Origin of the sequence: Aeromonas sp. 604443, assembly GCF_049170315.1 — a bacterium.
Lineage (GTDB): Bacteria > Pseudomonadota > Gammaproteobacteria > Enterobacterales > Aeromonadaceae > Aeromonas > Aeromonas veronii_A.
This window is the reverse complement of the sequence record NZ_JAAKMI010000013.1, coordinates 25,506-49,334: the sequence shown is the minus strand read 5'-3', so window position 1 is coordinate 49,334 and position 23,829 is coordinate 25,506. Positions and strand designations below refer to the sequence as shown.

The following is a 23,829-nucleotide window of genomic DNA, read 5'->3' as shown; positions in this document are numbered from 1 at the left end:
CATCGACAGAGGGGCGCATCGGCGCCCCTCTTTATTGGCGCTATGCCTTCCCGACCGCCATCAATCCCCCATAAGGCGAGCGGTTTGTTACAATGGGGCGTCCCGACCGCCAAGAGTGCCCCATGTCAACTATCCGGCCACACCTGCTCATCATCGATGCCCTCAACCTCATTCGCCGTCTGCACGCGGTACAGGCCCAGCAGGCACTGACCCCTGCCCAGGCGCTGGTTGCAACCCGCGCCAACCTTATCAATACCTGCCGCAAGCTGCTGGCCAATAGCGAGCCAACCCATGTCATTGCCGTGTTTGATGGCGAGGTGCACAGCTGGCGCAAGGAGGTCTATCCGGCCTACAAGGAGGGGCGAACCCTCATGCCCCCTGAACTGCGTGAGGGGTTGGCGACCCTGCAGGATGCCTTCTGGGAGTGCGGGGTCGACGCCCTGCTCTCCGAGACCGATGAAGCGGATGATCTCATCGCCACCCTGGCCAGCGGCATAGCCAGCCATGGCCATCAGGCGACCATCATCTCCACCGACAAGGGCTTCTGCCAACTGATCTGCCCGCAGATCCGGGTGCGCGACTACTTCAACAAACGCTGGCTGGATGCCGCCTTCGTCCAGCAGCAATATGGGGTAGCACCTAATCAGCTGGTCGACTTCTGGGCCCTGACCGGTATCAGCGGTTCCAATATCAAGGGGGTTCCGGGGATCGGCCCCAAGACAGCCACCCATCTGTTGCAGCAATATGGCAACCTGGCAGCCATGCTCGAAGCCTGCCAGCAAGAGGATGCCGCCAAGCCACTGCTCAAGCTGCGCCAGCATCAGGATGAGGCCCTGCTGGCCCAGCGGCTGGTGCGCTTGCAGCGGGATATTCCGCTGGGATTCAACCTGCGGGACATCCGCTACCCGCCCCAGCCGGACTAAATGGCCGAACAAAAATGCGGGCAAGGGCGCGAACCATGACGAGACTCACCCTCGCTGTTGATGAAAGTGAGTAGAATGTAAAGGAATGTGGTTGGTTTGCTGAGTAAATGCTATAAAGCAGCCCCATCCTCCCCTATACCCTGGAAGTGGAACCCTCTCATGTCCAAAAGAAAAATTACCGTGATCCCCGGCGACGGCATCGGCCCCAGCATCATTGAATCAGCCATCCAGATCCTGACCCATGCGGGCTGTGACTTTGAGTACGAATACGCTGATGCGGGTCTGGTTGCCCTCGAAAAGCATGGCGAGCTGCTGCCCCAGGCGACCCTGGATCTGATTGAGAAGAACAAGGTGAGCCTGAAAGGACCATTGACCACACCGGTCGGCGGCGGTTTTACCTCCATCAACGTCTCCCTGCGCAAGAAGTTCAACCTCTACGCCAACGTGCGCCCGGTCATCTCCTTCAAGGGCACCAGAAGCCGTTACGACAACATCGACATCATCACTGTGCGTGAAAACACCGAAGGCATGTACTCGGGCGCTGGGCAAAAGCGCAGTGATGACAACAAGAGCGCCGAGGCGATGAGCATCATCACCCGCGAAGGGGCCGAGCGCATAGTCAAGTTCGCCTTCGAGCTGGCCCGTCAGGAAGGCCGCAAGAAGGTCACCATCATCCACAAGGCGAACATCCTCAAGTCGACCTCCGGCCTGTTCCTCGAAGTGGCACGTGAAATCGCCAGCCACTACCCGGATATCCAGAGCGAAGAGATGATCGTCGATGCCGCCTGCATGAATTTGGTGATGTATCCGGAGCGTTTCGATGTCATGGTCACTACCAACCTGTTCGGCGACATCCTCTCGGATCTCTGCGCCGGTCTGGTTGGCGGTCTCGGCATGGCGCCCGGCGCCAACATCGGCGATGGCGCGGCCATCTTCGAAGCGGTCCACGGTTCTGCGCCGGACATAGCTGGCAAGAATATCGCCAACCCGACCTCGGTGATCCTCGCCTCCATTCAGATGCTGGAGTACCTCGGCATGCAGGATAAGGCAGAGCGGATCCGCGAGGCGGTACGAGCCACCATCGAATCCGGTGATCGGGTCACCCGCGATCTGGGTGGCACGGCTTCCACCAGCGAATTCACCCAAGCCATCATCGATCGCCTGTAAGCTAACCAATTGATTTTAAAAGGGAGCCTAGGCTCCCTTTTTTATATTTCCGAATCCTTTGCCACTCCCCAAACAGCAACTATGTTCAATAGAGAAGAAGAACAGGGAGTGTTTTTCATGAAGGGATACGGGTGCTATCTGGTTTCGGGTTTGATGCTGGTGTGTGGTGCAGCAAGTGCTTTCGAGCAGGATCAACAGACCCAAACCGCCAAACTGCCACAGCAGGAAAAACGGACTGCCACAGAGGTATGGCGCTCGAGCCTGAATACCAACGACCTACTCAAGGCACCCAAACCCCTGTCGTTTGGTATTGAAGTCTCCACCGACAACTTTGGTAATCAAAAGATCACCTCCTACCCGCAGCTCAATCTGACCCCGGAAAAGAGCGTCAGTCTGTCAGTTGAACGCTTTAGACCCAAGGTCAAGTTCAAGGCTGGCGGAATGAACACCGCCCTCAGGCTGAGAGGAGACGGGATAAAGATGCAATTCAATCCGGTCGACAAAACCATCCCGCTGCAGATAGAGATCAAGGTGACCGACGACGAATCCTCCCTGCGCCTCGATTACCGTTTCTGATATTTTCCGGCAGCCGAATAGCAAAAGGCCGACAGGTTTCCCTGTCGGCCTTGGTATTTATCGTACGGGCAGAACCGCTACATCACGCCTTGGGCTCGAGTTTGGAGACCCAGTACTTGTTGTAAACATGCACGGTGATCTCTTCCCGATCGTGATAGAGCTGCTTGGCCTGGATCACGAACGCGTTGTCGATCTCCTTGAGCATCTCGCGCAGCACTTCGATATTGTGTACCGATTCAGCATAACGCTTCTTCATCGGCAGCTTGAGGTTGAACATCGCCTCCTGGCAGTCGCCCTCACGGAACCAGTCCGCAATCATGTGAACGACCCGCGCCGGTTTATCGACCATGTCGCACACCAGCCAGTAGGTGTTCTTCTTGCTCGGACGCCAGACGAAACCGTCATCCCGGATATGCTTGACCTGGCCGGTATCCATCAAGGATTGGGCCATCATGCCATTGTCGACCGCCGTCACCATCATGCCACGGCGTACCAGCTGATAGGTCCAGCCACCCGGGCAAGCCCCCAGATCCACCGCCTTCATGCCTGAACAGAGACGCACATCCCACTCTTCCCGCGGCACGAAAACGTAAAACGCCTCCTCCAGCTTGAGGCTGGAGCGGCTCGGTGCATCGGCCGGGAAGCGCAAGCGCGGGATCCCCATGTGGAATCCGGAGTTGTTGAACGAATAGGAGTAGCCCAGCAACACATGATCATTGGCCATGAAGAAGGCGTGGAACACCGGACGGTTCGGCGTCTCCTTCTTGGTCAGGATCTCGTTGCTGCGCAGCGCCTGACGCAGCGGCACGGTGAACTTGCGGCAGAAGGCCGACAGCTCTTTCGCTTCGTTGGTATCCGCGGTTTCGACCCGCAGATCACCGCAAATGGTGTAGTCACTCACCGCCTCAAGGATCGGGGAGATCCTGTCCGCGACATCCAGATCCTTCAACTCATGGGTGACCACTAGCATCTGGCGGATGAAGATGAGCTCCCGGAACGGCAGCTTGCGAGCCAGCAGGTCCGCCTGCTCCTCGTCATACAGTTCGAAGATCACATAACCGCTGTCGTCCTTGACCCGGGCGAAACCGTAGCACTGCATGTTACCGGCACGCTCGGTGATCTCTGCAGCCGCCTCTTTCTCAAAACCGGGGCGGCAATAAAGCAGCAGATTATTCATTTTTTCCTCCAAGACGACAGCCAGCCCAGATCAGGGCCGTCCATCCCAACATAAAACAGAGGCCACCGGCCGGGGTAATCAACCCCAGCCCCTTGCTGCCAAGCAGCACCATGGCGTAAATACTGCCGGAGAATCCGATGATCCCCAACACAAAGGCGGTGCCAGCCAGCTGGATCACCCTGCTGCGCACACCACACCAGCCCAGAACCAGCAGGGCCAATGCGTGAAAAAACTGATATTGCACGGCGGTATTGAACGCCGCCAGACGCTCGGGCGTAATGCCGGTCGCAGCCAATCCATGGGCGCCATAAGCCCCCAGCATGGTGGCCGTCAACCCGAAGAGACCAGCCAGTATCAGCCAATGTCGATGGATCTGCATCCTCACTCTCCCTCTCTCATCGAGGCTGGCAATAAAGCCAACCCTCTCGTGCTATCCATGCCGGGCCACAAAATGGCTGATGGCCGCCGCTGCATGCTGCATATTCTCCTGCTCACTCACGCCACTGGCTTTACGCGGTTTGAAACCATGATCACCATCGGTCAACCAATGGACCGATACGGCGGGTGAGAAGGGGAAATCGGCCAGTTCGGCGCGACTACCGAAGGTATCGCGCTCCCCCTGCAACAGCAGGGTTGGTACTGCAATATGCTTGAGTACCTCGCCTCGCCAGCTGTCGGGCTTGGCCGGAGGGTGGAAAGGATACCCGAGAATGAGCAATCCTGCAGCATTCATCTCACCCTCGCCTTCGCTATACAGTTCCGCCGCCATCCGCCCGCCCATCGACTTGCCCGCCAGAAACAGCCGTGGATGGGCAAACTCACGGATCATGTCGCGCCAATGAGCGAGCAGCACTGGCGCCCTGTCAGGCGGGCGGCGCTTGCCATCCTGTGCACGCTTTGTCATGTAGGGAAAGTTGAAGCGCACCACTTCGATATCCGGCCCGGCCAGCAGGCGTGACAACTCGGCAAGAAAGGGGTGATCCATCCCTGCACCTGCCCCGTGGGCCAGCAAAATGCGAACGGGGGCATCAACTGCCCCCTCGCGGATCACCTCATGCATCGGCGAGCCTTGCCCTGCGACGCGCCTCTTCCTGCTCCACCAGCTCCAGCATCCAGTCGCGGAAGGCAACGATCTTGCCCTGATCCGACTGCTGCTCCTGGCACACCAGATAGAAAGCATTCTTACTCACCAACACCTGCTCGAACGGACAGATGAGGCGACCAGCCTCAATCTCGGGCTGAGCCAGCACGCTGTGACCAAGTGCCACTCCCTGACCGTGGATCGCCGCCTGGATCACCATGGTGGAGTGGCTGAAGATGGGGCCCTGATTGACGTTGGGCGCATCGATGTCGAGCTGGCGGAACCACGCCTTCCAGTCGCGGCGGGAGGTATCGTGCAGCAGGGTATGAAGAGTCAAATCTTGCGGCGTACGCAGCGGTTTGGGCCCGGTCAGCAGCAAGGGGGAACAGACCGGGATCAGGTATTCGGTATGCAGCTTGTCCGAGCGCAGACCCGGCCAGTTGCCGCGCCCGTAGTAGATGGCCACATCCACATCGTCGGTGAGCGACCCTTCGTCAAGGTCGACCGCCTTGATCCGTACATCGATATCAGGATGACGCTCGCTGAACTTGACCAGCCGCGGCACCAGCCACTGGATGGCGAAACTCGGCTGCAAACTGACAGTCAACGCCCCCTTGGCACTGCGGGCCAGCAGCTTGTCGGTCGCCTCAGAGATGGAGGCAAAGATGTCCTTGATATCCAGGAAATAGCCCTGCCCCTCTTCGGTCAGCAACAAGGAGCGGTTTTTGCGGCGGAACAGCTTGATGCCAAGATACTCCTCCAGCGCCTTGATCTGGTGACTGATGGCAGCCTGAGTCACAAACAACTCTTCTGCTGCGCGGGTAAAGCTTAAGTGACGAGCCGCTGCTTCAAAGGCCTTGAGGGCATTGAGCGGGGGTAAACGACGAGACATGACACCAGCCGACGATGAGTTTTTCTAATGGGGCGCATTATAATTTGTCGGTTGCGGGTCGACCAGTGAATAAACATAATTCGCCCAGCAATCAGTCGTCATATGGCTCACATTTTCTACTACGTGTTGGTTTACATGTGTTTTTAGTGAGTCTTTCGACTGCGATTGTGGTGTTGTGTTTCTTCCTCTGCGGGAAGAGGGGCTCAAATCTCACCGGTTTGACCCAGTCTGTCATCTGAATGTGTTTGGCGCCTCCAGCTGGATGGCGCCTTTTTTCATCCCTTCTATACCTTGAACTGCCCCACCAGCTGCTGCTGCTTGTCCGCCAGCGCAGAGAGCTCGCGACCATTTTCGGCGGAGGTCGCCGCCTCGGCCCGAATGGTGTGGCTCACATCGCGAATGTTGCTGACGTTACGGTTGATCTCGTCCGCCACCCGGCTCTGCTCCTGCGCCGCCCGGGCAATCTGCTCGTTCATCTGATGGATGGTGGAGACCGACTGGATAATCTGCTCCAGCACCTGCACAGAGAGATCCACCTTGGCTAGCGTCTCGTCAGCCTGACCATGACCATCGCGGATCGCCTTGACCACGGCGCCGGTACCGGATTGCAGTTGGCTGATCAGGGTCTGGATCTCGACGATGGCATTCTGGGTGCGACCGGCCAGATTGCGCACCTCATCGGCCACCACGGCAAAGCCACGGCCCTGCTCACCGGCCCGCGCCGCTTCAATAGCCGCATTCAGCGCCAGTAAGTTGGTCTGCTCGGCAATTCCCTGGATCACGATAAGGATGTCATTGATGTTGTCGCTGTTGGCGGAGAGCCGTTCCACCACCGGCTGGGCATCATTGATGATGGTCATCAGCTTGCGCATCGCCTCCTGGGTGTCAGCAACGACATATTTGCCCTCTTGCGCTGCAGCGTCAGTGGTGTTGGCAGCCGCCACCGCCGAGCCGGCATTACCGGAGACCTGCAACGCCGTGGCGCTCAGCTCTTCAAATGCCGTCGCCACCAGATCGATCTCCTGATACTGGGCCTGCATGCCGCTGCTGGTGCGCTCGGCCACCTGCGCGGCTCGCTCGGCACTATTACGCGTACCGGAGACGGTATCAATCACCTGACTGATGGTGGATTGCAACTTGTTGAGGAAGCTGTTGAACCACTTGGCCAACTCGCCGATCTCGTCTTGCCGCAGGATCTCGATACGCTGGGTCAAATCCCCCTCGCCGCTGGCGATATCCTTGAGACGGGCAACTACGGCGCGGATGGGTGCCACAATCTGGCGCGCCATCAACCAGATAAAACTCAGGGCAACCAGCGAGATCAGCACTCCGATCGACAGCTGCGAGACCACGCTGCGATTGGCCTCACTGGCCAGCTCATCTTGCAGTTGCTGGGCCGAGGCCAGTACTACTGCCCGTGGCAATTCAATGTAGATGCCCCATTTACGGTCGGTGCCACGCATGGATACCGGGACAAAGGTCTGCAACAGGGTGCCATCGCTGCTCCAGCGAGTCAGCTCCTGACCCTGACTGAGCCAGCCTTTCAGCTCGCTGGCCAGCCCCTGATACTTCTGATCCAGCCCACGCCCCATGGTCACATCGAACTCATCGGCTCCCGCCACGCGCCCCTCGTGACTGACCAGCAAGATTCTGCCCTTGCCGTCATAGAGCTCCTTGTCCATAGTACTGACCAGACTCTGCAAAGTGGCCAGCGAGATATCGACCCCGACCATCCCCAGCAAGGTCTCCTGCTCCAGCAGCGGGACCGTCACCGAGGTCATCAATATCTGTTTATCGCCCACATCGTCCAGATAGGGCTCCAGCAGGCAGAGGGCACGGGTGCGAATACTGCAGCGATACCACTCGTTTTCGATTCCACCAGCCTCAGTCGGGCTCTCATCGGCCAGTACATCCTCATTCTGCACTTCCGGCTCAATCTTGCCGTTGTCATAGGCCCAGTAACTGGAAAAACGACCCTTGTCGTTGGAACCCAGCGCCGTTGAGCCCTGATAGTTGCTGTCTTCCCCATCCAGCTGGTCAGGCTCGAACACCGCATAGACACCAAGCAGATTGGTCGATGAGGCAACGGCATCGTGCAGTTGCTGATTGACGGCGCTGCGCAGCGCCTCCGAATGGACAAAGTTCTCGGCCGCATTCTTGCGCTGGAACAACACGCTCTCCGCCAGCAAACTGGCGCGGAAATAGGCCTCATCGAGATAGCTGGTCACCTTGGCCGCCTGCTCCGAGCCCATCGCCTTCATCCAGTTCTCGGCCGACTGCTGCGCCTCATGCATGGTGGCTTGCCGCACCTGCTGTTGCATCTTGTTCGCGTTGTAAATCGAAGAGGCAACCAGAGCGGCGGCTGTCACCAACAGACAGCAACCGGCGATCAGGGTAATCCGACCCTGGACAGAAAGAGCGCTCATGCCAATATTCCTACGTCATACAGATATGGATAGATTATCGACTTTATAAACAAAAACTTAACTCTCTCACAGCAAATCCAGCGAGAGTTGATTAACTTCACCCTCTTTTGGCAAACCCACCACCAAGCCCAGCAGGCGAACCGAACGCCCTTGCGCCCGCTGTAACCCCTCTTTGAGCAGGGGAACGAACAAGGCTGGCTGATAGCCACCCTGACTGCGATAGACAGTGGTCTGGTGGAAATCGGCAAACTTGAGCTTGATTCCCTGCCCCATCACCTGCTCGGCAGGGCACGCCAGCTGAAATCGCCGCTCAAGCTCCGGCAGCAGTTGCTGCAATACCGTCAAACAGGCGGCTTCGTCACAAACATCGCTCGCCAGGGTGGTCTCCACCCCGATGGTTTTGCGGATCCGGTGCGCCTGCACCGGCTGTTCATCCAGCCCCCAGATCCGGGTCGTCAACATCTCCCCCAGCTTGCCAAAACGACTGCACAGCTCTTGTGCCGACAAGGCCCGCGCATCCTCACAGGTGTAGAGCCCCTGCGCCTCCAGCCGCTCGGCGGTCTTGCGCCCCACCCCGGGCAGTTTGCCGAGGGGCAACTGGCAGACAAATTCGGCCACTTCGTCGGGACGAATGACAAACAGACCATCGGGTTTGCGCTGCTCCGAGGCGAGCTTGGCGAGAAACTTGTTGGGGGCCACTCCAGCCGAGGCGGTCAATCCCAGTTCGGTGACGATGGCTTGCCGGATCTCTTGCGCCATCAGGGTGGCGCTGCCGCCACAGCAACGACTGTGGGTCACGTCGAGGTAAGCCTCGTCCAGCGACAGTGGTTCAACCTGATCGGTATAGCGCAGGAAAATTGCCCTGAGCTGACGGGAGATATCCTTGTATACCGCCATTCGCCCAGGGATCAGTACCAGCGGCGGGCAGAGTTTTTTCGCCAGTGCGCTCGGCATGGCGGAGCGCACACCGAACCGGCGCGCCACATAGTTGCAGGTCGAGATGACGCCGCGCCGCTCGGAGGCCCCCCCTATCGCAAGCGGAACTTCCCGCAATGCGGGGTTATCCCGCATCTCCACCGCGGCAAAAAAGCAGTCCATGTCGATATGGATGATCTTGCGCATACCACTGTATAAATAAACAGACATGGCATCATCTTACCCCAAGGATAACCACAGCTCTATCTCTCTCGTTACGGCTAAAATGATAGACTCTAAAGAGACCCTCACCACCACAATGACAAGGAGCGTTCGGAATGAAATATCTCTGGCTGGGACTCTGTGTGCTGCCGCTGACCGGCATCGGCAAGAACAACCCGACGGCGGAGTGCCGCTGGCTGTTCGACCGGATTGAGATACTGGAACAGGCCATCAAGAAAGGAGACACGCTGGGCACTCAGGAAGAGCTGGCACGCTGGCGTGAGGAATACAGCAAGAAACAGTGTTCACAATACGACTACTGAGCCGGACAAGATGGCGTGACCGACAACGGCAGATAACAAACGGGCCCCGATCAAGATGACCGGGGCCCGGTTTTCAAAGCATGGCTAGTTTGATTCAGCAACAGAGTGCGCTCAAGGCAGCACCATAGGGCCAGCCACGGCGGTAGCCACATCATCCCCACGCAGCACCCGAACCAGTTCAAGCACAAACTCGATGGCACTGCCCGGCCCCTGGCTGGTGATAAGGCGATGAGCCTCATCCCTGACGACCCGCTCATGTGACAGTTGCGATGTCGGTAGTCGGGACTGAAAGCCGGGATGACAGGTGACGATGGCATCATCCAGCAGAGCGTGATGTTGCAACACCACCACAGGGGCGGCGCAGATGGCTGCGCGCCAGCGACCAAGAGCGGCCTGCTCTTTGAGCCGTTCGATGGCCAGCGGGGTATCGCGGATCACTTCGCTGCCGGGCAAACCACCGGGTACCACGATGGCTTCAAAGTCCCGACGGATCAGCTCGTCGATATGACAATCAGCCACCAGCTGCACCCCGCGCGATGCCTTCACCTGCCGAGACCCGGCAGGGCAGCAAGAGGCCAGCACCACCTCGATACTGGCGCGCACCAGGGTATCGACAATCGCGACCGTCTCTATCTCTTCCGACCCGGGGGCCACCAGCACCAGTACACTCACGTTCGCCTCCTTGCTGCTTGCTCTGCCATGTAAAAGATCAGACGGCCTGACTCTTCTCTTTGATCGCCTGATAGAGACCCTGATTGACTGGTACGGCAATGCCATGCCGGGCAGCCTTGACCAACAAGAAGCCGGTGATGGCCTCGATCTCGGTCTCGCGTCCCAGCTCCATATCCTGATACATGGAGGAGTAATTGTCAGCGGTCAATTCCACCACTGTCATCACCCGGCGCTGCAACTCTTCGGCCGTGGTTGCAATCCCTTCGGCGCACATCACATCCGCCACCTCCACACAGATCTGCTGCAGGGCATCGGCAAAACGGGGGCCAGCCAGCTCGCCGTTTTTCAGCTTGTAGAGGGCCGTCAGGGGATTGATGGCACAGTTGATGGCCAGCTTTTGCCACTGGCGTGCCACTATCTGCTCATCCCAACCCGCCTGACCCAATGCCTGCGCCAACTCATCTGCCAGTGATGCATGAGCCTTGGCTGCCTCGTTAAATGGCCCCAACCAGGTTTCCCCCTTGCCGGTATGACGGAACACGAAATGGCCCGCTTTCATGGCACCATGGCTGGTCACCCCTGCAATCACCGGGTTATGCGGAAACATCTGGACCACCTTCTCGGCAATCCCCATCCCGTTGTGCAGCAGTACGATCGGCACGCCAGCATCCAGATGGCCAACCAGTGGAGCCAGGGCGCCAACCACCTGACTGGCCTTGGTCATCACCAACAGACGCTGGATTTTTCCCGGCTGGCCGGCAAATGCACGTTCGATATTGAGCAGCTGTACCTGCCCCTCCAACGAAGTAAAGTCAAATCCGGGGTGCAGGGTAGATTGATGATGCTCACGCAACAAGACTCGGGTGGATTGACCGCTCTGGGTCAGCAGGGAGGCAAAAACGCCGCCGAGAGCTCCGCACCCGAGCAGTGTCCACTTGGGCGCTACAGGTGGCATAACGGGTTGTCGGGAATTTTTTAATCCGCTTGGCATGATGTGACTCTGTCAGGGTAAGGGTTGCAATCCTCTCAACCTGTTACCGGGAATAAATGAAAAATAGCGCGAACGGACACTAACGGGTCCAACCTTCCTGTGCGCAGGGGATTCTAGCAGAGCACTCCCATCAAAATCAGCAAATTTGCCGTATTTCTGGTAGATTTGGCCCCCGATAACGCAACATGAGGAGCTTCGGCTATGCCGTCATTCGATATTGTCTCTGAAGTCAAAATGAACGAGGTGTTGAACGCAGTCGACAACGCCAATCGTGAACTGGCCACCCGTTTCGATTTTCGTGGGGTAGAAGCCAGCTTCGAGTTGAACAAAGAAGAGGTAAAGCTGGAAGCCGATGCCGATTTCCAGCTCAAGCAGATGGTCGAAATCCTGCGCGGTGCCCTGCTCAAGCGCAACATCGAAAACAGCTCCATGGAAGTGGGTGACTCCGTTCACTCCGGCAAACGCTTCCACCTGACCGTCAAGTTCAAACAGGGGATCGAGAAAGAGATCGCCAAGAAGCTGGTCAAGCTGATCAAGGACTCCAAGATCAAGGTACAGGTCGCCATCCAGGGTGATGAAGTACGTGTCACCGGCAAGAAGCGTGACGATCTGCAAGAGACCATGGCACTGGTCCGTGGCGCCGACCTGGGCCAACCGATGCAGTTTCAGAATTTCCGCGACTGATGATGGGAGAGAAGGGCTCTCCCTTCTCCTCTTCTTTAATCGTCCGAGCATAAAAAAACCGGAGCAAATGCTCCGGTTTTTTGTTCCCCAAGTTTTATTAGAACTTGTAGGTAACAGAGAAGTAGTGGCTGAAGCCGGTGCTCTTCCACGGGGTACCGTCGTAGGCTTTGGAGCCATCTTTGGTACCGTAGGCATCCATGAAATACTTCAGGCCATAACCAACCGCGTAGCGATCGGAGTGCCAGTAGATACCGTGGAAGGTGGCCAGGTTGTCGCTGGTACGGTCAGCACGGTCATGGGTATCCAGGCCGAATTGATAATCCAGATAACCCTGGTAGGAGACAAAGCTGCCATTGCCGAAGGTATAGAAAGGCTTGAACCAGTTCATGGAGAACTGATAACCGTTCCACTCACCTTCTTCTTCGGTGAAGAACTGGTTCTCGGTGGCGTGACGTGCATACAGGTTCATGCCAACCTTGCCAAACCAGGGAACCATCACATCGGCACCCAGACCCAGCTGGTTTTCCATCTGCTTGTCACCAACGTTGTTCAGGTTGGCAATGTAAAGCTCTTGCACAGGACCAAAGGAGAGATCTTTACCTGTCAGCGCATCCAGAGACATACGCGGTGCAAACTTCATGAACAGGTTCTGACCATGGTGTTTATTGCTGTGACGGGAGTCGAAAATATCGAATACGTCGACGTAACCGTACAGGTCAAACAGGCCGGAGCGACCACCGAACTCCATCTCAAAATAGGTATCGTTGTAGTCCTCTTCACCGGTAGTGAAAGGGCGCTGGTCGATGGTGTGCATGACGTTGAACTGCATCCACTTGTAGTCATTCTTGTGGATATCACCGCTGTAGTCAGCAGCAAAGGCTGGAGTTGCGGCAGCAGCCAGCAGACCGGTAGCGATCAGAGTCTTGGTAAATTTGGCCATTTTATTGGTCTCTTGTGCGTTAGTTGAGGTTTTCCGTAGCCTGCCCACAAGGAGCGAGAGGAATTCTAATCAAATAAAATTGGGGGTGAAACAACTTCTCGGGAACTTTATCCGGAAGTGTGAATCTAATCACCCCCGATTCTACGCAAACGCTTGCTATTTGTCAGCAACTGAGAACAACTCACCCCCTTTACGGGCGACCAGCACAATCAACAACAACACGGGCAAGCCCAACAAACTGGTGCCGACAAAGAAGGCGCTGTAGCCAATCTGCTCCACCACCTGCCCCGAAAAACCGGCCAACAACTTGGGCAGCAGCAACATCACCGAGCTGAACAGGGCGTATTGCGTCGCTGAAAACGCCACATTGGTCAGGCTGGAGAGATAGGTCACAAAAGCTGCGGTGGCGATGCCGGCGCTGAGGTTATCGAGCGAAATGATCAGGGTCAGCAGCTCCAGGTTGTGACCAACCTGATGGAGCAGGGCAAACAGCAGATTGGTGCTGGCGGTGAGCAGCGCCCCGAGAAACAGGATCCGCAGCGTGCCAAAGCGCATCACCAGCACGCCCCCCAGTGCCGCCCCCACCAGCGTCATGATAACGCCAAACACCTTGGTGATAGTGGCGACTTCGGTCTTGCTGAACTGCATATCCACATAGAAGCTGTTGGACATCACCCCCATCACCACATCCGCAATCCGGTAACAGGCGATAAGCAACAGGATAAGCAGCGCCGAGCGACCATAACGGCGAAAGAAGTCGGCAAACGGACTCCAGACCGCCTCATAACCCCAGGCTCCGGCACTTGCCAAGGGGGCGGGCCACCCCTTTTCCTGCAGCAGTGCCTTGCGCTCTGCCTGTTGTCTGCCCTGACCGGCCAGATCGATTTCCGGCTCGTGGCAAAACAGCGTGGTGATAACCCCGAGTGACATCAGACCCGCCATCACCAGATAGGTAATCTGCCAGCCACGATAGTCATAGCCACTATTGCTGCCAAACCAGGCTGCCAGCGCCAGCGCACCGGCGCCCGCCATGATCATCGCCAGCCGGTAACCGGTCATGTAGGAGGCAGCCATCGCCGCCTGCAGCCGCTCGGGGGCGGATTCGATGCGATAGGCATCGATAACGATATCCTGAGTCGCCGAGGCAAAGGCCACCAGCAGGGCAAACATCGCTAGCTGGGCCAGCTCGGTCTTGGGATCGCAGAACGCCATGCCGACCAGCGCAGCGGCAATCAGCAACTGGGAGAAGAACATCCAGCTACGGCGACGCCCCAGCAGCGTGGAGAGCAACGGCAGCGGCATGCGATCCACCAGCGGCGACCACAGCCATTTAAAGCCATAGGCGAGCGCCACCCAGCTCATATAGCCGATATCGGTCAGGCTGACATCGGCCTCGCGCAACCAGAATGAGAGGGTACCGAACACCAGCAGCAGCGGCAGACCCGATGAAAAACCCATGGCAAAGAGAATAAACACCCGAAATTCGAGATAGACGGCGAGGGACTCTCTCCAGCTTGGTTTGCGGATCATGTTCAACTACCTGACGACTTTGGAAAAGTGCGTCATTTTGGCAGGTTGATGGCAGATAGCCAAGGCAAGCAAAGAGATAGGCAAAAGAAGCCCGGATAGAGAAAAGGCCCATCCCGAACGGGATGAGCCTTGTATCGTGACCTGACGAGGCGAGGTGACGAACCGCGTCCAGTGAGGATTACTTGCCCGCTTTCTTGTCGACTTTCTTGTCTGCCGGAGTTTCTGCCAGCAAGACCACCTTCTTCAGAATGATGGGACTGGTCGGCACATCGTTGGCACGCAGAATGGGGCTGTAACCGGTCTGTACCTGAGCCAGCTTGTCCAGCACCTCCATCCCCTGCACCACCTGACCGAACACGGTATAACCCGCAGAGCCACCGGCGTTGAGGTTATTGTTGTCGACCAGATTGAAGTAAAACTGGCGAGTAGCGCTGTCGACCGCCTGGGTGCGAGCCATAGCGATGGAGCCACGCTTGTTGGGCAGACCGCCGCGCGACTCGTTGACCACAGGCTCATAAGTCGGCAGTTGCTGGAACTGCTGGTTGTAGCCCCCACCCTGCACCACGAAATCCTGGATCACCCGGTGGAAGATGCTGCCGTCATAGCTGCCATCAGCCACGTAGCGCAGGAAGTTCTTCACCGTCTGGGGCGCCTGCTTGGACGCCAGCTCCACCACGATATTGCCGTGGTTGGTCTCCATTCTGACTTTCGGGCCTGCGAACGCCAGCGGGGCGATCAGCATGGCCAGCAACCAGAGTTTTTTCATCATCAGACCCCTGCGCCGTTCGGTTGACCTTTAAGGTAACCGCGCAGCGCATCATCCGCCATGATCTGCTGCAGCACGCTACCCAGTTGCAGGTTCAGTGTAGACTCCAGGTCGGCCATGCTTGGCTCGCTCGGGCTCTCCTTGCTGGAGGACATGTTGAACTGCTTGGTCAGACGGTTGCCCTGGAAATCGGCGATCACCTGCAGGCTGACGCGGGATTTGGTGACATAGGTAAAGGTCTTCTCTTCCACATTGACTGCGGCGTTGGAGATCACCAGCGTCAGGTTGGTGGTGCCACTGTTGCCCACTTCGAGACCCTGGCTGCGCAGCCCTTCGGCCAGCCGCTCGGCCATCAGCAGGTTGAGCGGACGCTCACTGTTGACCAGGACGGGGGCTTTCTCTTTATGTTTGATAGAGAAGACGTAGGCAGCCTCACGCTTGTCTACCCCTTCCATGGTGATGCGATTGCCAGAGTAGTATTGCTGGTTGGCGGGGATCACCTGCGGATTGAGCAGCGCCGTCTCCGGCCAATGAGTGGCACACCCGCCCAGCATCAGGGCGGCCAGCAGCAAGAGTGACTTTTTCATCATGGTTTCCTTTGGCTTTAGCGTTTGATGGCTTTCAAAATAACGAATTTGCTGTTCGACGCAACGACTTGTGCGTTGGCAAACAAGCGCTTGAGTTTGTTGTGATAGTCCAGATGACGGTTGCCTACTATCCAGAGTTCCCCCCCCTGAGGCAACACCCGGTGCGCATCACTGAACATCTGCCAGGCGATATGATCGGTGATCGCCTGTAACTGATGGAAAGGAGGGTTGCAGAGGATCCGATCCGCCGAGCCGACCGCCACCCCGTCGAGACAGTTATTGACCATAAAACGGGCGCGCGGCAGTGCATCGGGCTGATTATGCTCGACGTTGAGCTGTGCCGAGGCGACCGCCATATAGGATTCATCGATAAAGGTCACCTCCACCTCGCTGTCTTTGGCGAGCAGCGACAACCCCAACACCCCGTTGCCACAGCCCAGATCGATCACCTTGCGGGCACTGTGGATGGGCAGGTTGTCCAGCATAAAACGGGCACCGATATCGAGACTGGTGCGCGAGAAGACATTGGCATGGTTGTGGATGAGCATGCCACTCCCCTCCAGCGGCCAGACAGTCGGGAAGGGGTTGGCCAGCGCGGGGCGTTCTGCCTGCGGCTCACAGTGAATGAGACGCGCCTTTTTCCAGGCCAGCGAGGTACGGGTAGGCCCCAAATACTTCTCGAACAACTTGAGGGTGGAAGTATGAATATCCTTCGCCTTGCCGGCAGCAATAACGCGGGTTGCCGGTGTCACCACCGCACGCAATGCCAGCAGTTGCTGCTCCAATAGAGCCTGATATTTGGAGACCTTGATCACCACAAGTGCTGGGGCATCGGGCAGCGGCGCCAGCGCATCCTGCAAGCGGATACCACCCGCATCCAGTCCGTTTTCGGCCAAATTGGCCAGGGTCGCCCGCTCACTGATGTAGGAGTCGGTGACGCAGCAGGGGGAGTACGGATGCAGATAGGCCGCCAGCGCGCCAAAGCCATCATTCATGATGATGACGGGGCCCGCCTGCTCGAGGGGAGACTCCGCCAGGGTGTTGATCAGGTATTCGTCAGCCGCATCCCAGGCTTGCAGTGTCTCCTGACTCAGGCGCGGATAGCGGTAGAGCGTGAGCTGGCAATGGGGAGTGTCGAGAAGGGTTTGCATAGGAAGAGTCCAACCTCGGCTTGATTCGTGTATACAGGCGCCAGGGGCGACGCAAAGTGGCGCTATTCTAGCGAGGAGCAGGAATTTCACCAGTTCGATGCGCATCAAGGGGCAACTGACGGGTGATTTCCCTCTTACGGGGGCTTATTCCATCCCGCGACTGCCGATAGAATGGCCCGACATTCACTCTGGAAGCCGATCCGATGACCATCCAACAACTGATTGAAGCCAAGCTGACGGCAGCCCTCTCCCCCACTCTGCTGGAAGTGATCAACGAGAGCCACATGCACCGAGTGGAGCCGGGCTCTGAGAGCCACTTCAAGGTGGTGATCGTCAGCGAACAGTTTGCGGGTCAGCGCCTTCTCTCTCGCCATCGTCAGGTCAACGCCATCCTGGCCGATGAACTGGCCGGCGCTGTCCATGCACTTGCACTGCATACCTACACGGCAAGCGAGTGGCAGGAGAAGGGTAAGGCACCACGCACACCAGCTTGTGTTGGCAACCCCTCGCACTCCTGAACGGCTAGCTGTCACCCATTGCTCTGACCCACCACCCTATGGGTGACAAACAAACAAAAATTAAACAAAAAGCCGCCAGCCTGCTGATCCTGACAACCATAAATAGGTATTTAATTCAGTTTTCCCTGGCGGCTTAGTCACAGCCTTACACAAACATACCCCCATGGGGGTATTAAAATAAAAAAACCTTTAAAACCACAGCTTACAAGGAATTCAGGGGTTATTCATTGCAGGTTAATTTTGTGATGACGCAGGGATTTTGCCTATTTGGCATGGCAGAAAATGGGCCTTAAGTGGTAGACTCAAGCGCTTTTGAGTGACCTCGCATGTTGAATAATTGCTGAGCCTGACCACCCGGCGCAGCCACAACAGCGACTCATTCAACCACCCGTCGTGATGTATTTCTCGGCGCTAACCAACCTCTCTTCCCGTAACGGTAGTGCAATTAAGTATGATTACAATCAAAAGAGGACTGGACATCCCCGTGCTGGGTGCGCCAGAGCAAGTAATCTACGATGGCCCCGCCATCACCCGTGTTGCTACACTGGGCGAGGAGTTCGTGGGGATGCGACCTACTATGTTCGTCAAAGTAGGTGATCGCGTCATCAAAGGTCAGGAGCTCTTCGAAGACAAGAAGAATCCCGGCGTTAAATTCACGGCCCCCGCCACCGGCGTAGTTTCAGAGATCAACCGTGGAGCCAAACGTGTGCTCCAGTCTGTGGTCATCGACCTCGACGGCTCCGATGAACAGGTGACCTTCGAGCATTTTGCCTCTTCCGAGCTGGTCAAGCTCGAGCGCAGCAAGGTGCAAGAGATCCTGGTTGCATCAGGTCAGTGGATAGCACTGCGCACTCGCCCGTTCAGCAAAGTCCCTGCGGTTGGCTCAGCCCCGCGCGCCATCTTTGTGACCGCGATGGACACCAACCCGCTGGCTGCCGATGCCGAGCTGATTATCAAGGAACAGCCGCAGGCCTTCCTCGATGGTCTGGCCGTATTGACCCGCCTGACCGACGGCACCGTCTATGTCTGTAAAGGCGAAGGCAGTCTGCCTCACTCCTCTTTGGCTCAGGTCAAGGAAGAGATCTTCGTCGGTCCGCACCCTGCCGGTCTGCCGGGTACCCATATCCACTTCCTGGATCCGGTCAGCAGCACCAAGGTGCAGTGGCACATCAACTATCAGGATGTGATCGCATTCGGCAAGCTGTTCACCACCGGTCAGATCTGCACCGACAAGGTGATCGCCCTGGCCGGCCCGAATGTGCTCAAGCCGCGTCTGCTGCGTACCCGTCTGGGGGCCTGCATCAGCCAACTCACCAACAATGAGCTGCGTGCCGATGAAAACCGCGTCATCTCCGGTTCCCTGCTGAGCGGCGCCAAGGCTGAGGGTGTTCACGACTATCTGGGTCGTTACCACAATCAGGTCTGTGCACTGGGCGAGGGTCGCGAGAAAGAGTTCCTGGGCTGGATCAACCCCAGTGCCAACAAGTTCTCCATCACCCGCACCACCCTCTCTCACCTGATGAAGGGTCGCCTTATCAACTTCACCACCACTACCAACGGTAGTGACCGTTCCATGGTGCCTATCGGCAACTATGAACGGGTGATGCCACTCGACATCCTGCCCACCCTGCTGCTGCGGGACATGGTCTCCGGCGATACCGACGGTGCGCAAGCACTGGGTTGCCTGGAGCTGGATGAGGAAGATTTGGCCCTCTGTACTTTCGTTTGCCCCGGCAAGACCGAGTACGGCCCGATCTTGCGTGAGTGCCTGACCAAGATTGAACTGGAAGGTTAAGCGATGAGTTTCAAGCAACTTCTTGAAAATATGGAACATCACTTCGAACCGGGTGGAAAGTACGCCAAGTACTACGCCCTGTTCGAAGCGGCGTATACCCTGTTCTATACCCCGGGTAGCGTTACCCGCAATGCCGCCCACGTCCGTGATGCGCTCGATCTGAAGCGCATGATGATCATGGTGTGGCTGGCCGTGTTCCCGGCCATGTTCTGGGGCATGTACAACGTTGGCAACCAGGCCATCGCCGCCATTGCCCACATGGGCTCGGCAGCCGGTGCCAGCAGCTGGCAATATGCCCTGGCCACCATGCTGGGTGCCTCCCTCGATCCGTCTGTTGCCGGTATCGGCAGCAAGATGCTGATTGGCGCCACCCACTTCTTCCCGATCTACATCACCGTCTTCTTTGTCGGTGGTTTCTGGGAAGTGCTGTTTGCCATGGTGCGCAAGCACGAGATCAACGAAGGCTTCTTCGTGACCTCCATCCTGTTTGCCCTGATCGTGCCGCCCGAGCTGCCCTTGTGGCAAGCTGCGCTGGGCATCACCTTCGGTGTGGTAATGGCCAAGGAAGTGTTCGGTGGTACCGGCAAAAACTTCCTGAACCCTGCGCTGGCAGGTCGTGCCTTCCTGTTCTTCGCCTACCCAGGCCAAATCTCCGGTGACGCAGTCTGGGTTGCCGTTGATGGCTACTCCGGTGCAACCGCGCTGAGCCAGTGGGCTCAGGGCGGCCAGATGGCGCTGATCAACGGTGCCACCGGTCAGGCTATCAGCTGGATGGACGCTTTCCTTGGCAACCTGCCGGGTTCCATCGGTGAAGTCTCCACCCTGATGATCCTGCTGGGTGCGGCCATGATCGTCTATATGCGCATCGCCTCCTGGCGCATCATCGCCGGCGTGATGGTCGGTATGATCGCCACTTCCCTGCTGTTCAACGTCATCGGTTCCGATACCAACCCCATGTTCAACATGCCGTGGCACTGGCATCTGGTACTGGGTGGCTTCGCCTTCGGTATGGCCTTCATGGCGACCGACCCTGTCTCCGCCGCCTTTACCAACAAGGGCAAGTGGTGGTACGGCGCCCTGATCGGCGTGATGGTCGTGCTGGTTCGCGTGGTCAACCCTGCGTTCCCGGAAGGCATGATGCTGGCCATTCTGTTTGCAAACCTGTTTGCTCCCCTGTTTGACCACTTCGTCGCTCAGGCAAACATCAAGCGGAGGATTGCTCGTGGCGTTTAATAAAGACTCAACCTTCGGCACCATCAGCGTGGTCACCGGCCTCTGTCTGGCCTGTTCCATCGTGGTATCCGTTGCTGCCGTTGGCCTGCGTTCTACCCAAGAGGAGAACAAGGCGCTGGATAAACAGAGCAATATTCTCTCCGTAGCCGGCGTGGACATCAGCGATGTAGCCAAGCGCGATCTGGCCAAGCTGTATGGCGACAAGATCGAAGCCCGTCTGGTGGATCTCGCCACCGGTAACTTTGTTGACGGCGATGCCGACAACTTCGATACCAAACAGGCGGCCAAAGATCCGGCGCAAAACATCCGTCTGGCTGCTGCCGAGGACAAGGCTGGCCTGCGCCAGATCTCCAAGCTGGTTCCGGTGTTCTTCGCCAAGGATGCCGATGGCAAGATCGACAACATCATCCTGCCCATCTACGGTCAGGGTCTGTGGTCTACCATGTATGCCTTCGTCGCGGTTGCCGCTGATGGCCAGACTATCAAGGGCATCACCTACTATGACCACGGTGAAACCCCTGGTCTGGGCGGTGAAATCGAAAATCCAGCCTGGCGCGAGCTGTTTGTCGGCAAGAAGCTGTTCGATCAGGATGGCATGCCGGCGCTGCGCGTCATCAAGGGTCACGCTCCGGCGGGCTCCGAGCACGAGATCGACGGTCTCTCCGGCGCCACCCTGACCGGTAACGGTGTACAGCATACCTTTGACTTCTGGATGGGTCCCAAGGGCTTCGGTCCTTTCCTGGCCAAGGTTCGTGCAGGAGAAATCAACAATGGCTGACAAGAGCGAAATGAAAAAGTTGCTGTTGACTCCAGTGCTGGGCAACAACCCCATCGCCTTGCAGGTGCTGGGTGTCTGTTCCGCACTGGCGGTTACCAGCCAGATGAAGACAGCGTTTGTAATGACCCTTGCGGTCATGGCGGTCACCGCCTTCTCAAACCTGTTCATCTCCCTGATCCGCAACCAGATCCCGAACAGCGTGCGGATCATTGCCCAGATGGCGATCATCGCCTCGCTGGTTATCGTGGTTGACCAGGTGCTCAAGGCGTATGCCTATGACATCTCCAAGCAGCTGTCAGTCTTCGTCGGTCTGATCATCACCAACTGTATCGTGATGGGCCGCGCCGAAGCGTACGCCATGAAGAGCGCGCCGCTCCCCTCCTTCCTGGATGGTATCGGTAATGGTCTGGGCTATGGCGCCATTCTGCTGAGTGTCGCGACCGTGCGTGAACTGCTGGGCTCCGGCACCTGGTTTGGCATCGAGCTGCTGCCGCTGGTGAACAACGGTGGCTGGTATGTACCCAACGGCCTCCTGCTGCTGCCGCCGAGTGCATTCTTCATCATTGGTCTGATCATCTGGGGCGTGCGCACCAAGGATCCCAAGCAGGTGGAGGCGAAGGATTAAGGTATGGAACACTATCTGAGTCTGTTGATTAAATCGATCTTCATCGAAAACCTGGCACTCTCCTTCTTCCTGGGGATGTGTACCTTCCTGGCGGTATCCAAGAAGGTCAAGACCTCCATGGGTCTGGGTATTGCCGTTATCGTGGTGCAAACCATCGCCGTACCGGTCAACAACCTGATCTACAACTATGTGCTGAAGGCCGGAGCTCTCTCCCCTGACCTGGATCTGAGCTTCCTGAGCTTCATCACCTTTATCGGGGTGATCGCAGCGCTGGTACAGATCCTGGAGATGGCGCTGGACAAGTACTTCCCGGCTCTCTACAACGCGCTGGGCATCTTCCTGCCGCTCATCACCGTGAACTGCGCCATCTTCGGTGGCGTTTCCTTCATGGTGCAGCGTGACTACACCTTCGTGGAGTCTGTGGTCTACGGCGTGGGCTCAGGGGCAGGCTGGATGCTGGCGATCGTTGCGCTGGCGGGTATCCGCGAGAAGATGAAGTACTCCGATGTTCCGGAAGGCCTGCGTGGTCTGGGCATCACCTTCATCACCGCCGGTCTGATGGCGCTGGGCTTCATGTCCTTCTCTGGTATCTCCCTGTAATCGGCTTTCCTGCAATCAGAAAGGAACGATAGATGGAAATTATTTTGGGTGTGGTCATGTTTACCGTGATCCTGCTGGCACTGGTGGCAGTCATTCTGTTCGCCAAGTCCAAGCTGGTGACCGCGGGCGACGTGACAATCAGCATCAATGGTGACCCGGCCAAGGCTGTGACCAGCCCGGCCGGTGGCAAGCTGCTCGGCGTACTCGCCGGCAACGGTATCTTCGTCTCTTCCGCCTGTGGCGGCGGTGGCTCCTGCGGCCAGTGCAAGGTACGGGTGAAATCCGGTGGCGGCGACATCCTGCCGACCGAACTGGATCACATCAGCAAGGGTGAAGCCCGTCACGGCGAGCGTCTGGCCTGCCAGGTCACCGTGCGTGGCGACATGGACATCGAACTGCCGGAAGAGATCTTCGGGGTGAAGAAGTGGGAATGTACTGTTATCTCCAACGATAACAAAGCCACCTTCATCAAGGAGCTCAAGCTGCAGATCCCCGATGGCGAGAGCGTACCGTTCCGCGCCGGTGGTTATATCCAGATCGAAGCGCCGGCTCACCATGTGTACTACAAGAACTTCGATATTCCCGAGGAGTATCGCGGTGACTGGGATCGCTTCAAGATTTTTGAGCTGGAGTCCAAGGTCGATGAGCCGATCATCCGTGCCTACTCCATGGCAAACTATCCGGAAGAGTTCGGCATCATCATGCTGAACGTGCGTATCGCGACCCCGCCCCCGAGCAACTGGACTGCCCCTCCGGGACAGATGTCCTCCTACATCTTCAGCCTGAAGGCTGGCGACAAGGTGACTATCTCCGGTCCGTTCGGTGAGTTCTTCGCCAAGGATACCGATGCCGAAATGGTATTCATCGGTGGTGGTGCAGGTATGGCGCCGATGCGTTCCCATATCTTCGACCAGCTGCGTCGCCTGAAGTCCAAGCGCAAGATGAGCTTCTGGTACGGTGCCCGTTCCAAACGCGAGATGTTCTATGTCGAAGACTTCGACATGCTGGCGGCCGAGAACGAGAACTTCACCTGGAACGTAGCCCTGTCCGATCCGCAACCGGAAGACAACTGGGATGGCTACACCGGCTTCATCCACAACGTGCTCTACGAGAACTATCTCAAGAACCACGAAGCGCCGGAAGATTGCGAGTTCTACATGTGTGGACCTCCCGTGATGAACGCAGCCGTCATCAACATGCTCAAAGATCTGGGCGTTGAGGACGAAAACATCCTGCTGGATGACTTTGGTGGTTAAT

Annotated in this window: 25 protein-coding genes; 12 read left to right on the top strand and 13 right to left on the bottom strand. The window is 57.4% G+C overall.

Features of this window, described 5'->3' with window-relative positions; genetic code table 11:
- Positions 1 to 122 precede the first annotated feature (122 nt).
- From xni to G5380_RS16295, 3 genes are all read left to right on the top strand, one after another.
- A complete protein-coding gene (gene xni, locus G5380_RS16305) occupies positions 123 to 923 on the top strand; it encodes a flap endonuclease Xni (protein ID WP_421209754.1) in 801 nt (266 codons plus the stop codon).
- Positions 924 to 1,082: 159 nt separating this feature from the next.
- Positions 1,083 to 2,090 (top strand): isocitrate dehydrogenase, encoded by a 1,008-nt coding sequence (locus G5380_RS16300; protein WP_005349723.1) that lies wholly within the window; start codon positions 1,083 to 1,085, stop codon positions 2,088 to 2,090.
- 117 nt (positions 2,091 to 2,207) lie between these two features.
- The gene (locus G5380_RS16295; RefSeq protein ID WP_136501476.1) at positions 2,208 to 2,666 is read left to right on the top strand and encodes a hypothetical protein; all 459 of its coding nucleotides are present in this window, start codon (positions 2,208 to 2,210) and stop codon (positions 2,664 to 2,666) included.
- Between the two features lie 82 nt (positions 2,667 to 2,748).
- Here the strand turns inward: G5380_RS16295 and rlmM are convergent, their stop codons facing one another.
- From rlmM to dinB, 6 genes are all read right to left on the bottom strand, one after another.
- Positions 2,749 to 3,843 carry a 23S rRNA (cytidine(2498)-2'-O)-methyltransferase RlmM gene (gene rlmM / locus G5380_RS16290; RefSeq protein ID WP_005338617.1) on the bottom strand — a complete coding sequence of 365 codons (1,095 nt, stop codon included), beginning with the start codon at positions 3,841 to 3,843 and terminating at the stop codon, positions 2,749 to 2,751.
- Complete coding sequence (locus G5380_RS16285) at positions 3,836 to 4,222, bottom strand: DUF423 domain-containing protein (protein WP_227341194.1); 387 nt, start codon at positions 4,220 to 4,222, stop codon at positions 3,836 to 3,838. Before G5380_RS16285 ends, rlmM begins: the two co-directional genes overlap by 8 nt.
- Before the next feature lie 51 nt (positions 4,223 to 4,273).
- Positions 4,274 to 4,903 carry an alpha/beta family hydrolase gene (locus tag G5380_RS16280; RefSeq protein ID WP_227341196.1) on the bottom strand — a complete coding sequence of 210 codons (630 nt, stop codon included), beginning with the start codon at positions 4,901 to 4,903 and terminating at the stop codon, positions 4,274 to 4,276.
- Positions 4,896 to 5,816: a transcriptional regulator GcvA gene (locus G5380_RS16275; protein ID WP_005338622.1), complete on the bottom strand. Its 921-nt coding sequence runs from the start codon at positions 5,814 to 5,816 to the stop codon at positions 4,896 to 4,898. Before G5380_RS16275 ends, G5380_RS16280 begins: the two co-directional genes overlap by 8 nt.
- 284 nt (positions 5,817 to 6,100) lie before the next feature.
- Positions 6,101 to 8,242 (bottom strand): methyl-accepting chemotaxis protein, encoded by a 2,142-nt coding sequence (locus G5380_RS16270; protein ID WP_113739001.1) that lies wholly within the window; start codon positions 8,240 to 8,242, stop codon positions 6,101 to 6,103.
- A gap of 66 nt (positions 8,243 to 8,308) precedes the next feature.
- The gene (gene dinB, locus G5380_RS16265) at positions 8,309 to 9,364 is read right to left on the bottom strand and encodes a DNA polymerase IV (RefSeq protein ID WP_031227617.1); all 1,056 of its coding nucleotides are present in this window, start codon (positions 9,362 to 9,364) and stop codon (positions 8,309 to 8,311) included.
- A 131-nt stretch (positions 9,365 to 9,495) separates the two neighbouring features.
- On the opposite strand from dinB, the gene G5380_RS16260 reads away from it, so the two are divergent.
- A complete protein-coding gene (locus tag G5380_RS16260) occupies positions 9,496 to 9,702 on the top strand; it encodes a hypothetical protein (protein WP_245131523.1) in 207 nt (68 codons plus the stop codon).
- Between the two features lie 111 nt (positions 9,703 to 9,813).
- Here G5380_RS16260 and G5380_RS16255 read toward each other — a convergent pair whose 3' ends face one another.
- Together G5380_RS16255 and G5380_RS16250 are read right to left on the bottom strand one after the other, a co-directional pair.
- On the bottom strand, positions 9,814 to 10,374 hold the full coding sequence (locus G5380_RS16255) for a DJ-1 family glyoxalase III (RefSeq protein ID WP_421209757.1): 561 nt from the start codon (positions 10,372 to 10,374) through the stop codon (positions 9,814 to 9,816).
- 37 nt (positions 10,375 to 10,411) lie between these two features.
- On the bottom strand, positions 10,412 to 11,365 hold the full coding sequence (locus G5380_RS16250) for a ketopantoate reductase family protein (RefSeq protein ID WP_266134133.1): 954 nt from the start codon (positions 11,363 to 11,365) through the stop codon (positions 10,412 to 10,414).
- 201 nt (positions 11,366 to 11,566) lie between these two features.
- On the opposite strand from G5380_RS16250, the gene G5380_RS16245 reads away from it, so the two are divergent.
- The gene (locus G5380_RS16245; protein ID WP_216951900.1) at positions 11,567 to 12,049 is read left to right on the top strand and encodes a YajQ family cyclic di-GMP-binding protein; all 483 of its coding nucleotides are present in this window, start codon (positions 11,567 to 11,569) and stop codon (positions 12,047 to 12,049) included.
- Positions 12,050 to 12,146: 97 nt separating this feature from the next.
- On the opposite strand, the gene G5380_RS16240 is transcribed toward G5380_RS16245, so the two are convergent.
- From G5380_RS16240 to G5380_RS16220, 5 genes are all read right to left on the bottom strand, one after another.
- Positions 12,147 to 12,989, bottom strand: coding sequence for an outer membrane protein OmpK (locus G5380_RS16240; protein WP_216951901.1), 843 nt, complete (start codon positions 12,987 to 12,989; stop codon positions 12,147 to 12,149).
- Between the two features lie 156 nt (positions 12,990 to 13,145).
- Positions 13,146 to 14,525, bottom strand: a complete 1,380-nt coding sequence (locus G5380_RS16235; protein ID WP_421352916.1) for an AmpG family muropeptide MFS transporter — start codon at positions 14,523 to 14,525, stop codon at positions 13,146 to 13,148.
- Between the two features lie 172 nt (positions 14,526 to 14,697).
- On the bottom strand, positions 14,698 to 15,285 hold the full coding sequence (locus tag G5380_RS16230; RefSeq protein ID WP_042053243.1) for a peptidylprolyl isomerase: 588 nt from the start codon (positions 15,283 to 15,285) through the stop codon (positions 14,698 to 14,700).
- 2 nt (positions 15,286 to 15,287) lie between these two features.
- A complete protein-coding gene (locus G5380_RS16225) occupies positions 15,288 to 15,872 on the bottom strand; it encodes a YajG family lipoprotein (RefSeq protein ID WP_005349692.1) in 585 nt (194 codons plus the stop codon).
- A 17-nt stretch (positions 15,873 to 15,889) separates the two neighbouring features.
- A complete protein-coding gene (locus G5380_RS16220; protein ID WP_421352915.1) occupies positions 15,890 to 17,023 on the bottom strand; it encodes a methyltransferase in 1,134 nt (377 codons plus the stop codon).
- A gap of 203 nt (positions 17,024 to 17,226) precedes the next feature.
- Between G5380_RS16220 and G5380_RS16215 the strand changes: the two genes are divergently transcribed.
- The 7 genes from G5380_RS16215 (at position 17,227) to nqrF (ending at position 23,828) form a co-directional block, all read left to right on the top strand.
- Positions 17,227 to 17,541 (top strand): BolA family protein, encoded by a 315-nt coding sequence (locus tag G5380_RS16215; protein WP_227341207.1) that lies wholly within the window; start codon positions 17,227 to 17,229, stop codon positions 17,539 to 17,541.
- 451 nt (positions 17,542 to 17,992) lie between these two features.
- Positions 17,993 to 19,336 (top strand): Na(+)-translocating NADH-quinone reductase subunit A, encoded by a 1,344-nt coding sequence (locus G5380_RS16210; protein ID WP_421209761.1) that lies wholly within the window; start codon positions 17,993 to 17,995, stop codon positions 19,334 to 19,336.
- Between the two features lie 3 nt (positions 19,337 to 19,339).
- Positions 19,340 to 20,569 carry an NADH:ubiquinone reductase (Na(+)-transporting) subunit B gene (locus G5380_RS16205; RefSeq protein ID WP_216951905.1) on the top strand — a complete coding sequence of 410 codons (1,230 nt, stop codon included), beginning with the start codon at positions 19,340 to 19,342 and terminating at the stop codon, positions 20,567 to 20,569.
- Entirely contained in the window at positions 20,559 to 21,347 is a 789-nt protein-coding gene (locus G5380_RS16200; RefSeq protein ID WP_005343676.1) for a Na(+)-translocating NADH-quinone reductase subunit C, read from the top strand. The genes G5380_RS16205 and G5380_RS16200 overlap by 11 nt, the downstream gene beginning before the upstream one ends.
- Entirely contained in the window at positions 21,340 to 21,972 is a 633-nt protein-coding gene (locus tag G5380_RS16195; RefSeq protein WP_033114212.1) for an NADH:ubiquinone reductase (Na(+)-transporting) subunit D, read from the top strand. The genes G5380_RS16200 and G5380_RS16195 overlap by 8 nt, the downstream gene beginning before the upstream one ends.
- Before the next feature lie 3 nt (positions 21,973 to 21,975).
- Entirely contained in the window at positions 21,976 to 22,572 is a 597-nt protein-coding gene (nqrE, locus tag G5380_RS16190) for an NADH:ubiquinone reductase (Na(+)-transporting) subunit E (protein WP_227341212.1), read from the top strand.
- A gap of 32 nt (positions 22,573 to 22,604) precedes the next feature.
- Entirely contained in the window at positions 22,605 to 23,828 is a 1,224-nt protein-coding gene (nqrF, locus tag G5380_RS16185; RefSeq protein ID WP_216951907.1) for an NADH:ubiquinone reductase (Na(+)-transporting) subunit F, read from the top strand.
- Position 23,829: the final 1 nt, after the last annotated feature.

Excerpts from the sequence above, each read along its gene's own strand:
- G5380_RS16195 (WP_033114212.1), top strand. The coding sequence starts at position 21,340 with ATGGCTGACAAGAGCGAAATGAAAAAGTTGCTGTTGACTCCAGTGCTG.
- G5380_RS16205 (WP_216951905.1), top strand. The coding sequence starts at position 19,340 with ATGAGTTTCAAGCAACTTCTTGAAAATATGGAACATCACTTCGAACCG.
- G5380_RS16240 (WP_216951901.1), bottom strand. The coding sequence starts at position 12,989 with ATGGCCAAATTTACCAAGACTCTGATCGCTACCGGTCTGCTGGCTGCT.
- G5380_RS16300 (WP_005349723.1), top strand. The coding sequence starts at position 1,083 with ATGTCCAAAAGAAAAATTACCGTGATCCCCGGCGACGGCATCGGCCCC.
- G5380_RS16250 (WP_266134133.1), bottom strand. The coding sequence starts at position 11,365 with ATGCCAAGCGGATTAAAAAATTCCCGACAACCCGTTATGCCACCTGTA.
- G5380_RS16245 (WP_216951900.1), top strand. The coding sequence starts at position 11,567 with ATGCCGTCATTCGATATTGTCTCTGAAGTCAAAATGAACGAGGTGTTG.
- dinB (WP_031227617.1), bottom strand. The coding sequence starts at position 9,364 with ATGCGCAAGATCATCCATATCGACATGGACTGCTTTTTTGCCGCGGTG.
- G5380_RS16275 (WP_005338622.1), bottom strand. The coding sequence starts at position 5,816 with ATGTCTCGTCGTTTACCCCCGCTCAATGCCCTCAAGGCCTTTGAAGCA.
- G5380_RS16285 (WP_227341194.1), bottom strand. The coding sequence starts at position 4,222 with ATGCAGATCCATCGACATTGGCTGATACTGGCTGGTCTCTTCGGGTTG.
- G5380_RS16270 (WP_113739001.1), bottom strand. The coding sequence starts at position 8,242 with ATGAGCGCTCTTTCTGTCCAGGGTCGGATTACCCTGATCGCCGGTTGC.
- G5380_RS16215 (WP_227341207.1), top strand. The coding sequence starts at position 17,227 with ATGACCATCCAACAACTGATTGAAGCCAAGCTGACGGCAGCCCTCTCC.
- G5380_RS16220 (WP_421352915.1), bottom strand. The coding sequence starts at position 17,023 with ATGCAAACCCTTCTCGACACTCCCCATTGCCAGCTCACGCTCTACCGC.
- G5380_RS16225 (WP_005349692.1), bottom strand. The coding sequence starts at position 15,872 with ATGAAAAAGTCACTCTTGCTGCTGGCCGCCCTGATGCTGGGCGGGTGT.
- G5380_RS16295 (WP_136501476.1), top strand. The coding sequence starts at position 2,208 with ATGAAGGGATACGGGTGCTATCTGGTTTCGGGTTTGATGCTGGTGTGT.
- rlmM (WP_005338617.1), bottom strand. The coding sequence starts at position 3,843 with ATGAATAATCTGCTGCTTTATTGCCGCCCCGGTTTTGAGAAAGAGGCG.
- xni (WP_421209754.1), top strand. The coding sequence starts at position 123 with ATGTCAACTATCCGGCCACACCTGCTCATCATCGATGCCCTCAACCTC.
- nqrE (WP_227341212.1), top strand. The coding sequence starts at position 21,976 with ATGGAACACTATCTGAGTCTGTTGATTAAATCGATCTTCATCGAAAAC.
- nqrF (WP_216951907.1), top strand. The coding sequence starts at position 22,605 with ATGGAAATTATTTTGGGTGTGGTCATGTTTACCGTGATCCTGCTGGCA.
- G5380_RS16280 (WP_227341196.1), bottom strand. The coding sequence starts at position 4,903 with ATGCATGAGGTGATCCGCGAGGGGGCAGTTGATGCCCCCGTTCGCATT.
- G5380_RS16210 (WP_421209761.1), top strand. The coding sequence starts at position 17,993 with ATGATTACAATCAAAAGAGGACTGGACATCCCCGTGCTGGGTGCGCCA.
- G5380_RS16260 (WP_245131523.1), top strand. The coding sequence starts at position 9,496 with ATGAAATATCTCTGGCTGGGACTCTGTGTGCTGCCGCTGACCGGCATC.
- G5380_RS16230 (WP_042053243.1), bottom strand. The coding sequence starts at position 15,285 with ATGAAAAAACTCTGGTTGCTGGCCATGCTGATCGCCCCGCTGGCGTTC.